The sequence below is a fragment of the Flavobacteriales bacterium genome (assembly GCA_025210295.1).
GTDB lineage: Bacteria > Bacteroidota > Bacteroidia > Flavobacteriales_D > Parvicellaceae > S010-51.
The window spans coordinates 58,674-70,640 of sequence record JAOASC010000031.1 but is presented as its reverse complement, the minus strand read 5'-3'; the positions used below and the strand labels follow the sequence as shown (position 1 = coordinate 70,640).

General features: G+C 33.5%; 7 protein-coding genes. 2 read left to right on the top strand and 5 right to left on the bottom strand.

The window, feature by feature from the left end; translation table 11 throughout:
- Positions 1–87: 87 nt before the first annotated feature.
- From N4A35_09935 to N4A35_09920, 4 genes are all read right to left on the bottom strand, one after another.
- Positions 88–684 (bottom strand): SprT-like domain-containing protein, encoded by a 597-nt coding sequence (locus tag N4A35_09935; protein MCT4581725.1) that lies wholly within the window; start codon positions 682–684, stop codon positions 88–90.
- Positions 685–921: 237 nt separating this feature from the next.
- Complete coding sequence (locus N4A35_09930; GenBank protein MCT4581724.1) at positions 922–2,430, bottom strand: hypothetical protein; 1,509 nt, start codon at positions 2,428–2,430, stop codon at positions 922–924.
- Positions 2,431–2,524: 94 nt separating this feature from the next.
- Complete coding sequence (locus N4A35_09925) at positions 2,525–4,882, bottom strand: ribonucleoside-diphosphate reductase subunit alpha (protein ID MCT4581723.1); 2,358 nt, start codon at positions 4,880–4,882, stop codon at positions 2,525–2,527.
- A gap of 28 nt (positions 4,883–4,910) precedes the next feature.
- Positions 4,911–5,960, bottom strand: coding sequence for a ribonucleotide-diphosphate reductase subunit beta (locus N4A35_09920; GenBank protein ID MCT4581722.1), 1,050 nt, complete (start codon positions 5,958–5,960; stop codon positions 4,911–4,913).
- Positions 5,961–6,825: 865 nt separating this feature from the next.
- On the opposite strand from N4A35_09920, the gene N4A35_09915 reads away from it, so the two are divergent.
- Positions 6,826–8,100, top strand: a complete 1,275-nt coding sequence (locus N4A35_09915; protein MCT4581721.1) for a ribonucleotide-diphosphate reductase subunit beta — start codon at positions 6,826–6,828, stop codon at positions 8,098–8,100.
- Positions 8,101–8,103: 3 nt separating this feature from the next.
- The gene (locus N4A35_09910) at positions 8,104–9,864 is read left to right on the top strand and encodes a ribonucleoside-diphosphate reductase subunit alpha (GenBank protein MCT4581720.1); all 1,761 of its coding nucleotides are present in this window, start codon (positions 8,104–8,106) and stop codon (positions 9,862–9,864) included.
- A gap of 58 nt (positions 9,865–9,922) precedes the next feature.
- Here N4A35_09910 and N4A35_09905 read toward each other — a convergent pair whose 3' ends face one another.
- Positions 9,923–11,857: a WG repeat-containing protein gene (locus N4A35_09905; GenBank protein MCT4581719.1), complete on the bottom strand. Its 1,935-nt coding sequence runs from the start codon at positions 11,855–11,857 to the stop codon at positions 9,923–9,925.
- Positions 11,858–11,967 lie beyond the last annotated feature (110 nt).

The window sequence follows — 11,967 nt, the reverse complement described above, 5'->3', positions numbered from 1 at the left end:
CTTTTAATCTCTTCGTTTGACGTTAAATTATGCAAATTTAGCGTTTTTATAGTAAAAGAGTAACGTTAAATCGGAAAGTTAGTTGCTTTATTGTTTAATTAATTGAACAATTGCTAGGCCGTTAACATAGTACTTTCTCTGGCTGTTTAATTCAGTACAGAGGTAGCGAGTTCTCAGTTTTTTCTCAATTCTAAAGATTTTTCCATTAAGTTCAAAAAGCTGATTAGCCTGTAAATCGTTAACGTGTTTGGTATTGGGTTTTTTAAAATGATTAGACAAAGATTTATCGGCACTACTCGAAGCTTTAGGGTTAGAGAGGTGCTGTCTTAAAATACTTAATTCTTGTTCAGAAAATATTTGATTATTTAAAATAGGTTGAAATAGCGCAATGTATTGTTGTTTCCATTCTTTTCCGTGTGGGGCGATATTTCTACCATATTCTTTCCAGTTATACAGGTGAGCAATTTCATGCAATGTTGTAATCAGAAAATTGAGAGGTTCAAGGTTATTGTTGATTGTTATTTGGCAATTACCAGTTTGTGGAGATGCTTTAAAATCTCCTAATTTACTTTTACGTGGTTTAACAATCTTAAATTTTACAGGATATTTTTTGAGTAAATCTAAAACATAGTTACCTGTATTTGCAGGAAGAAACTGCTCAATGATTTCAAGGTTTTTATTCATTTAGTAGTCTGTAAACTAAACCTTAGCTTGTTGAGGTGTATCAATTTGTTGAACATCCGCTTTCCATGAAGGGCATGTGCCACATTTGTTTTTACCTTTAAATAACCTACAAGAAGAAAGGCTAATTACAAACAAGCAAATAAGAATAGGTATAAGGTATCGTTTCATATCGTTTGGTGTGTTGTAACTATAACGAGATTAATGTCTTTTTGTTACACAAAGAAAAGAAATACATTTCTATTGTAGAATATAATTAACATTTCCTTTTCTTCCTCTACTTCCTGAATAACCTCTCTCCCCATCTTCACCATCTCTTCCATCTCTACCTTTATTCATCACTTCCTCGCCATATAGACGTTTTCTACATCCTCCATCACCTCCATCACCTGCGTAACCAGGACTACCTCCATCGCCTCCAGTGTTAATAATTGTAATGCGGTCTAGATAAGCAGAAGAAGCTTGGTCATAATAGATATTTACATTACCTCCATCGCCACCGTCTCCGCCGTTACCTCCATTACCACCGTGGCCACCATTACCACCATTTCCTTCGTAATAGTAAAAAGACTTTTCTACAACTGTTTTATTTCGGTCATTAGGATCTTCCTTCTCTTTTTCTACAATGATTGTAAATGCTTTTCCGTCACCACCATCGCCGCCGTCACCACCATGACCACCGCGACCTCCATCACCACCTCTGTTGTATATTTTAAGCCTTGAGAAGTCGCTGTTTAATGGAAGGTATCTAGTGTAATAACTGCTCCCTTTTTGGGTTTTCACTTGTAAGGCTTGTTGGTCCTCTGTGTTAGTCACGATGTTGACAAAAACATTGACTTCAGAGGCATTAGCTCCTTGGGCACCTCTTCTGCCATTTTCTCCTGTTCTCCCACTTTCCCCATCGATAGAATTATGAGAAATGTTGTTGTAGATATTGTAGTTTTCGCTCACGACTTCTTTATAGGTGTTTCCATTTCGTCCATCAGTTCCATCATCGCCACTCCTACCTCTTCTACCTATATAGCTTTTATCAAAGTCTAAAACGTATTTCACGTTATGATTAATTTTTACTGCTTTAGTAGTTTGAATCGCAGGGTTGTTTTTTAGAGAAACCGTGATGTAACCATCTCCTTCAATAAAAGCATGGTATTTGCCTTTTACAGAACCAGAAGCGTATTCTATAGGACCATCTGCTCTGATATCGAAGTCTGAACGGTATAAAATGTCGCTATATTCAGATAGATAACTTTGTTTTCCATTTTTAAAAGTTAACAGAAAATCTATTTTTTGGTAGTTAATTATCGAAACTTTGTTCTCATTGATTATAGGTTCTACCACTACAATTTCATTTAATGTTTTTTGACGGATTTTATCAAAATTCAAAGTGATAATGGTATCTGTAAATTGAATATCATCTCTTTTTTTAAAAGCATACTTTAGAATAATGGTGTCTTTGATTTTAGTGTTCTGTTTTACTTTGATTAAGAGTTGTTTTCTAGAAGCAGTAACCTCCTGTGCAGCGCCATTTGCATGGAAGTTCAACATTTTTGAAAGGTTAAGACTCTTTGGTTTTCCTTCATACATTTTTAGTTGATAATTGAGTTTCACTAAGGTTGTATTCGTATTTCTAACGACAACTTCCTTAGGGCTAAACTTTAGATTATCTATTGAATTTAGAAAACGGTTGTTTTGAGTAAAACCGCTAAAACTAATGAGTAAAATGATGTTTAAAAGTAAAGTTTTTTCCATGAGGAGAGACAATTCAAGAATTGTGCCATGCAAGCAAAAAAAAGGCACAGTATTTAAATACTATGCCTTGTGTTGATTGGTTAAGTTTGTTTGATCATCCACTACACATTTCGCAGTTATCTGGATCATCTAATGAACAAGCGATTTCAGCTTGTCTTTCCTCTTCTGTTTTTGCTTTTGGAGCCTCTATAGCTGACTTATCTAGTGTAAATTTAATTGCATCAGTTGCAGCTTTTGTTCTTAAGTAGTACATACCAGTTTTTAAACCTGCTTTCCAACCATAGAAGTGCATTGATGTTAATTTAGCAAAATTAGCATTTTCCATAAAGATGTTTAACGATTGTGATTGGTCAATGTACGCTCCTCTATCAGCAGCCATGTCGATCAATACTTTTTGAGAAATTTCCCAAGTTGTTTTATATAAATCTTTTATGTTTTGAGGAATTTCGTCAATGTTTTGAACAGAGCCATTAGCAGCCATTAATTTATTCTTCAAACTATCGTTCCATAATCCCAGTTTTACTAAGTCTCTTAATAAATGTTTGTTTACGATAATAAACTCTCCAGAAAGTACTCGTCTAGTATATACATTCGAAGTGTAAGGTTCAAAACATTCATTATTCCCTAAGATTTGAGCTGTTGAAGCTGTAGGCATAGGTGCTAATAATAAAGAGTTTCTAACACCATGCTCTTTTACTTCTTCTCTTAAAATATCCCATTCCCATCTATTAGAAGGGGTTACTCCCCACATGTCGAACTGGAAAATACCTTCAGAAATAGGAGAGCCTTTAAATGTTTGATAAGGACCATTTTCTTTTGCTAAATCTTTTGAAGCAGTTACGGCTGCGTAATAAATGGTCTCAAAAATGTCTTTGTTCAATTGTTTAGCTTCTGCAGAGTCAAAAGGAAAACGCATTAAGATAAAGGCATCAGCTAATCCTTGGACACCTAGTCCAATAGGTCTGTGACGCATGTTTGAGTTTCTCGCCTCAGGTACAGGGTAGAAATTTTCATCGATAACTTTATCAAGATTTTTAGCCGCTCTATAAGAAACTTCAAACAATTTTTCAAAATCAAATGTACCGTCTTTTACAAACTTTGGTAAAGCTATCGAAGCTAAGTTACATACAGCAACTTCATCTTTGTCAGTATATTCAATAATTTCAGTACATAGGTTTGAGGACTTAATCGTACCAAGGTTTTTCTGATTGGATTTTGAGTTGGCAGCGTCCTTATAGAGCATATAAGGTGTTCCTGTTTCGATTTGCGATTCACAAATCTTAAACCATAGATCTTGTGCTTTGATTGTTTTACGACCTTTTCCTTCTTGTTCGTATTTGGTGTATAGCGCTTCAAATTCTTCACTATGAACATCAGAAAGTCCAGGACATTCATGTGGGCACATTAAGGTCCAGTCTTCGTTTGCTTCAACACGTTTCATGAATAAGTCTGGGATCCATAGTGCATAAAATAGATCTCTTGCTCTAGCTTCTTCTTTACCTGTGTTTTTCTTTAAATCTAGAAAGTCAAAAACATCAGCATGCCAAGGCTCAAGGTATACTGCAAAAGAACCTTTTCTTTTTCCGCCTCCTTGATCTACATATCTTGCTGTATCGTTAAATACTCTTAACATTGGGACAATTCCATTGGAAGTTCCATTCGTTCCTTTGATGTAAGAGCCTGTTGCTCTAATATCGTGAATTGAAATACCAATTCCACCTGCAGATTGAGAAATTTGAGCAGTTTGTTTTAGTGTGTCATAAATACCTTCAATACTGTCATCTTTTGTTTTTAATAAAAAGCAAGAAGACATTTGAGGTTTGGGTGTCCCAGAATTAAATAATGTTGGCGTTGCATGCGTAAACCATCCTTCACTTAAGTAGTTGTAGGTTTCTATAACCGCATCAATATCATTTTTGTGAATCCCTACAGAAACACGCATTAGCATTTGTTGAGGACGTTCAACAACTTTACCATTTATTTTTAGTAAGTAAGAGCGTTCTAATGTTTTAAACCCAAAGAAGTCATATCTAAAGTCTCTGTCGTAAATAATTGTGGAGTCTAAAATTTCTTTGTTTTCTTGAATAATTTGATAGACATCTTCAGCAATTAAAGAAGCGTTTTCTCCAGTTTTAGGGTCTATATAATTGTATAAGTCATCTATGGTTGCAGAGAATGATTTATGGGTGTTTTTATGCAAGTTAGATACTGCAATTCGCGATGCAAGCAATGCGTAATCAGGATGCGTAATTGTATTCGTTGCAGCGACTTCGGCAGCTAAATTGTCTAGTTCACTTGTCGAAACACCATCATACAGGCCTTCAATGACTCTCATCGCTACTTTTTCAGGAACTACTAATGGGTTAAGGCCGTAGCACATCTTTTTTATTCGAGCTGTAATTTTATCAAATTTTACAACTTCTTTTCGTCCATCTCTTTTTAATACGTACATCTAGTTCTGGGTTTAAAAAAATAAATAATTAAAAGTCTGCATCTAAACTAAATGCATTGTTTTCTCCTGCTCCATTTTTAACTCCTGCTTTTTGGTACTCACCCACTCTTTTCTCAAAGAAATTAGTTTTTCCTTGTAGGTTAATCATATCCATAAAGTCAAAAGGATTAGTAGCATTGTATACTTTTTCACATTCCAATTCTACTAATAAACGGTCCGCAACAAATTCTATATATTGGTTCATTAAGTCTGCATTCATTCCTATTAAACGAACAGGTAATGATTCTGTAACAAACTCTTTTTCAATTTCTACTGCAGAAGTAATAATTTCTTTTACTTGTGCTTTTGGTAATTGATTTTTTAAGTGGTTATTGTATAATAAACAAGCGAAATCACAATGTAAACCTTCATCTCTTGAAATTAACTCATTTGAGAAAGTTAATCCTGGCATTAATCCTCTTTTCTTTAACCAGAATATGGCGCAAAATGACCCTGAAAAGAAGATTCCCTCAACAGCAGCAAAGGCAATTAATCGCTCTGCAAAAGATCCATTATCAATCCATCTTAATGCCCACTCAGCTTTTGTTTTTACAGGAGGGAAAGTCTCAATTGCGTTGAATAGATAATCTTTTTCCTTAGCATCCTTGATGTAAGTGTCGATTAATAACGAATACGTCTCTGAGTGAACATTTTCCATCATAACTTGGAAACCGTAGAAAAATTTAGCCTCAGTATATTGTACTTCACTTAAAAAGTTTTCTGCTAAATTTTCATTTACAATACCATCAGATGCAGCAAAGAACGCAAGAACATGCTTGATAAAATAACGTTCATTATCGTTGAGTTTTTCATTCCAATCAACCAAATCAGAAGCTAAATCTAGCTCTTCAGCTGTCCAAATCATGGCTTGTTGTGTTTTGTACATTTGCCAGATGTCATCGTGTTGGATTGGGAATAAAACAAATCGTTCAGGATTATCTTTTAATATGGGTTCTTCAATAACAGTGTTTTCTGGTAAAATGTTATCTAGATTAATGTTCTCTAATTTTTCCGTTGGCTTTGTTGTTGGATTGTCCATATTTTATCGTCTTTAATATTTGTTTATTAATTCTGTCTCGTTTAATAGATGGGGTGTTTTTCGTCATTTAAGGGCTACAAAAATTCAAAAAAAACTTCCATAAGTCAAGGCAAAAGAGTTCACATTATTTTTATGTTATTAACAAGAGTGTTCAGCTTTCTTTTCTTCTAAGACAGGTTGTTTAGAGCGTTCTTGTTAAGGAGTTGATTATCTTTGCGTTAATAAATTTAAGAAAGAAAAATGATGATTGTTATCGCTGGCTATTTTGTTTTTTCACACCAAAATGTAGATAAAAATTAAACCAGTAATTTTTTTTCCGAAAATCAAGTTTTTTTAAGATGATTTTTTTGAATTGTAACTAAAAAATAAAATAATATTTTGTTGTTTTTAATACCTAAAAATAAAATACTTAAAATGAATGTTTAGAGGAAGTGATGTAATCGTTTTTTAGGCTTTTATATTAGGACTGTTTAGTAAAAAATAAGGAATATGACAAGAGAAAAAAAAGTTATACCAATAATTAGTTATTAACAGCAATGTTGAAGTAATTTTTTCTTTGTTAATAGTATGTTTTTTGCTGGTTTAAAATACTGTCTATCAATGCGTTGTGTTGTTTTTTGTTTTGTTTGTGCCTTTTGTTAACATTGATACTTGATCAAGGACGCTTTTAGCTATTTTATCACTTGTTAAGACCGTGTGAAATATTTTTTAAGGCTTTGTTAAATGTTCTTTTTTCTAACCAACAAATTGTTAAAAACATTCTCATATCTTTTATGAATCACCCTTTACTTTTAGGTTGAAATTCTCTTAATTTGTATTCACGATTTTTCACAAGGATTTTATATAATATTAGTATCTACCTACTATGCAAATTACACAGATAATAAAGAGAGATAACGAGATTGTACCATTCTCAATTGCCAATATAACAGAAGCTATCGATAAAGCGATGCAATCTGTCGGAGAGGGGTCAAGAGAAGATGCCGAGGGGATTGCTCAAATTGTATTAGGCGTATTGCTTGAAAGAAAATTAAGCGATAACTCGTATACACCAACGGTAGAACAAATACAGGATATTGTTGAGGATAAGTTAATGGATAGCCCATTTCATAATGTTGCTAAGGCTTATATTCTATATCGTGTAGAACAGGCAAGAAACCGTCAGTCTAATATTTTTGAGAAGCGTATTAACCTTAAACCTTACGAATACCCAGAACTGAATGAGTATGTTGATGCAATAAGACATTCTTACTGGATTCATACAGAGTTTAACTTTACTAGTGATATTCAAGATTATAAAACAGCATTAACAGAGACTGAAAAAAATGCGTTGAAAAACACCATGTTGGCAATCTCACAAATAGAAGTAGCGGTTAAAACATTCTGGGGAGATATTTACCAGAAAATGCCAAAGCCTGAAATTGGTTCAGTGGGAGCAACTTTTGCAGAAAGTGAAGTTAGACATCAGGACGCTTATTCTCACTTGTTAGAGATATTAGGGTTGAATAATGAGTTTAAAAACTTAAAGAAAAAGCCCGTTATTATGAAACGGGTACAGTACTTAGAAAGTGCATTGAAAAACGCTAAGAGTGATGATAACAAGGAATATGCTGAATCTATTTTGCTATTCTCATTGTTTATCGAACATGTTTCTTTATTCTCGCAGTTTTTGATAATCATGTCTTTTAATAAGCATAGAAACTTATTTAAAGGGATTTCAAATGTTGTAGAAGCAACATCAAAAGAGGAACAAATACATGGAGACTTTGGAATTGATATCATCAATATTATAAAGAGGGAAAATCCATCTTGGTTTGATGAGCAACACAGCCAAATGGTTCAAGAGATGTGTAAAGAAGCTTTTGAATCTGAAAGTAAGATTGTGGATTGGATTTTTGAGAAAGGAGAGTTAGATTTCTTACCTAAAAATGTGATTAATGAGTTTATTAAAAACAGGTTTAATAATTCATTAGAGAGTATAGGAATTGAAAAAATATTTGAGGTAGATAAAGACCTTGTTGCAGAGACAGAGTGGTTTGATGACGAAATCATTGCAACTAAACATGGGGACTTTTTTGTGAAAAGGTCAATTAACTATAGTAAAAGAACAAAAAGTATAACTGGAGACGATTTATTTTAATATATGAACAACGAAACGACGAAGACATCTAGCTATGAGCAATTAGTTCAGGCAAGAAAAGAAGGTATAAGTAATAATAGCGAATTAAAGAATATAGCTTGGTTGACAGAGAACAGCCGTAAGTTTTTGAGTTCTGGTTATTTAACTGAAGGGGTTTCACCTGAAGAAAGAATCATGGAGATCGCTCAAAATGCAGAAAACATTTTGAAGATAGATGGTTTTGCGAAGAAATTTTACCATTACATGGAAGAGGGGTATTATTCTTTAGCATCTCCAGTTTGGTCTAACTTTGGAAAAAAGAGAGGGTTACCAATTAGTTGTTTTGGATCTCATGTTGCTGATGATATGGGAGATATCCTTTATAGTCAGTCAGAAGTAGGAATGATGTCTAAATTAGGAGGAGGAACATCTGGTTACTTTGGAAAATTGAGACCAAGAGGAGCTGAAGTAAAAAATAATGGTGTTTCTTCTGGATCAGTTCATATTATGCAACTGTTTGAAAAGATGGTTGATGTAGTTAGTCAAGGTTCTGTAAGAAGAGGACGTTTTGCTCCGTATTTACCGATCGATCATGAGGATATCGAAGAGTTCTTAGAAATCGGAACAGAAGGAAACCCTATTCAAGAGTTGACACATGGTGTTACTGTAGGTGATCAGTGGATGCAAGAAATGATTGATGGAGATGCTGAGAAGAGAAATATCTGGGCAAAAGTTTTACAAAGAAGAGGAGAGATAGGATATCCATATATCTTCTTTAAAGATCATGCTAATAATGGAACTGTTGATGTCTATAAAGATAAAAATTTAGAGATTTACGGAAGTAACTTATGTACTGAAATCATGTTACCAACTAATGAGGAATGGTCTTTTGTTTGCTGTCTTTCATCAATTAACTTATTGCATTACGATAAATGGAAAGATACAGATGCAGTAGAAACATTGACTTACTTTTTGGATGCGGTAATGGAAGAGTTTATCCAAAAGTTAGAGGTTTTCAGAGATTCTAGTGATAAGGATGATCAGTTAACATTCAGGTTTATGGAAAAAGCCTATAACTTTGCTAAAGACAATAGAGCATTAGGTTTAGGAGCATTAGGATGGCACTCTTTATTGCAATCTAAAATGATCGCTTTTGATGATCAAGAGGCTTACTATTTAAACAATGAGATTTTTAAAACAATCAAAGAGAAGTCTTATAAGGCATCTGAAGAATTGGCAAAACTTTATGGAGAGCCAAAGGTGATGAAAGGTTATGGAAGACGTAACGCAACATTGAATGCAATTGCTCCTACAACATCTTCTGCTTTTATTTTAGGGCAAGTTTCACAAGGAATTGAACCAATTTGGTCGAATAATTATGTGAAAGATATTGCTAAAATAAAGACAACAATTAAGAATCCATTTTTGGTAACACTTCTTGAAGAAAAAGGAAGAAATACAGATGATGTATGGAAGAGTATTCGTGATAACGATGGGTCTGTTAGTCATTTAACTTTCTTGTCTGAGCATGAGAGAAATGTTTTTAAAACGTATTCTGAAATAGATCAAAAAGTGATCGTATATCAAGCTTCTAGTAGACAAGAGTTTATTGATCAAGGACAATCAGTTAACATTATGGTTCATCCTGATATGCCAATTAAAGAAGTAAATAGTATTTATGTGACTGCTTGGAAATTAGGGTTAAAATCAATGTATTACCAACACAGTATGAATGCCGCTCAAAAATTTAAACAAAAGAAAGAGTGTCTAAGCTGTGAGGGATAACCAATAGCAACAAGAAAATAAAAAAGCAGTATACCTTGTATACTGCTTTTTTTATGCGTTATAATTCATTAATGTTTTTTTCAATATACCCAACTCCACTCTCTAAGTATTTTACCTTTTTAGGAGAAATAACTACGATAGGTTTTTGATAATTAAATGGCATAATTTCTTTACCCATTACATCAATCAACCCCCAATATCTTCCTTTTTTTACAGAGGCATATCCGTAAGAAAATGGCTGCGCATTATCAAATATTGGATTGATTTGAATTCTGTTGGATCTGTTAATATAGCCCCATTTTCCCTCTTTGTCTAGAAAAGGAAATAAACCACTACCATAAGCTCCCAATAGATTATATTTTTCAGGAATAACTTTTTTCCCTTTACTATTAATTGCTCCATATTTTCCATTTTTTCGAATAACGGCATATTCATCTCTAAAAGCTCCTGCTTCTTCATACTTATATGGGATAATCAAATCACCATTCCAATCTATATAACCATATTTACTACAATTAGAGGTAGTGGTAATTTTGTGATGTTGTGTTTCTTTTTCAACAGTAGTGAGCGCAACCAATGCCATTCCGTTATGGAAATCTCCTCCACTAAATGTGATTTTTTTGCCTCGGTGATCGAGATCGAATTCCTTAACAAACATTTTTTCAAAGAAATGATGGTCTAATTCAATGATAGGATTAGTCATAAATAAGTAGCTTAACAGACTATCTTTTGGTGGCTTATTTTGCCATTTGATATGGGATGCTGGTCTCCAGTCAGAAATTAATTCTCCAGAAGTGAGGCTCACATAATTGTATTTAGCAATGTATTTAAGTTTATTATCAATGTATTGAGGGCGATCATCTTCCACTCGAATAATGTTGTTGTGTATATCGTTAACTTTATTGTACCATCCTGTAATCTGTTTTCCATACGCCGAAAAAACAGCATATTTCGTTTCGTTTCTATAGCTTGATTTTAATTGGTGAACCCCTAAGAAGAAATCATCAGCGTATAGTTCAAACTCATGGCAGTAGAGGCTTTTTTCTACTCCTTTTATATTAAGTAATACCGATTTTCCATATTCAATTTGCGCTTTGTAAGTGCTGTCGTTAATTAAACTAATTTCTCTATATAGAGGTTTTTGAGTTAAGTTAAACGAACGATCAATAAAACCATAAAGGTGATGGTGCCTCACAGGAGCATACCCATTCTTAAACGACTTAATTTCTGAATACCAATCACTCAAGATAGTTCCGTTTTGATCCATATAAGCGCATAACTTCTTTTTACTGTTTCCCTTAAAAGCATTGGTTTCAATGGTGTCATTTTCTGGATTAGACGGTAACCAAACTTTGATTAAATCACCTGTTAAGGCAAAGTCATTTAAATACCATTCAGTAATCGGTGTTCCAGTTTCTTTTATGTAGCGGTATACTTTTTCTTTTCCATTTCGTTGGTTAATGATTTTATAATGTTTACCAACTTTAATTTTTTCAATAAATGGAGGTGATATTGCTTGCCCTGATTTATCAATCCAAAAAGTTTCTCCTTTTTTTAATTTAAACAATTCAACTAAAGCTCTGCCTTTTGAGTCGAATGAATGAGCAAATCTAAAGCTTAAAGGAATTACAATAGTCCCCGTAATATCAATATAGCCCCATTTGTATTGATTGTTGTTGGCCCTTGTATTGCCGGGAAGAGGAGCGGAAGATCTGACTGCGGCTAAACCATTTGCAAAAGGGATAGCTGCTGAATATTTGAGTGGGGTTATTTTTTTTCCATAGCGATCAATATAGCCCCACTTGTTTTTAACTCTTACACAAGCATAGCCCTCACTAAATTTCTTGACTTCATGAAATTTTGGTTTGATTACCCACTCATCATTTTTGTCAACAAACCCCCACTTCTTTTTCTTTTGCTTAGGGATTAAGTTTTGCCCCAAGTAAGAGGTAGGGATTAATATTGCAAGTAGTATGAGACAAAATAACTTCATTTGTTAGGCAACTATTATTATAATATAGGATTACAATAATACTTATTTTATAATCGATGTCCAAAATCTGTATTTTGTATATTCACATAAATTTTAAGTATAAATACTGA

Bases quoted from the DNA above. Each gene is read 5' to 3' on its own strand.
- N4A35_09910 (MCT4581720.1), top strand. From the start codon at position 8,104: ATGAACAACGAAACGACGAAGACATCTAGCTATGAGCAATTAGTTCAG.
- N4A35_09920 (MCT4581722.1), bottom strand. From the start codon at position 5,960: ATGGACAATCCAACAACAAAGCCAACGGAAAAATTAGAGAACATTAAT.
- N4A35_09935 (MCT4581725.1), bottom strand. From the start codon at position 684: ATGAATAAAAACCTTGAAATCATTGAGCAGTTTCTTCCTGCAAATACA.
- N4A35_09925 (MCT4581723.1), bottom strand. From the start codon at position 4,882: ATGTACGTATTAAAAAGAGATGGACGAAAAGAAGTTGTAAAATTTGAT.
- N4A35_09915 (MCT4581721.1), top strand. From the start codon at position 6,826: ATGCAAATTACACAGATAATAAAGAGAGATAACGAGATTGTACCATTC.
- N4A35_09930 (MCT4581724.1), bottom strand. From the start codon at position 2,430: ATGGAAAAAACTTTACTTTTAAACATCATTTTACTCATTAGTTTTAGC.
- N4A35_09905 (MCT4581719.1), bottom strand. From the start codon at position 11,857: ATGAAGTTATTTTGTCTCATACTACTTGCAATATTAATCCCTACCTCT.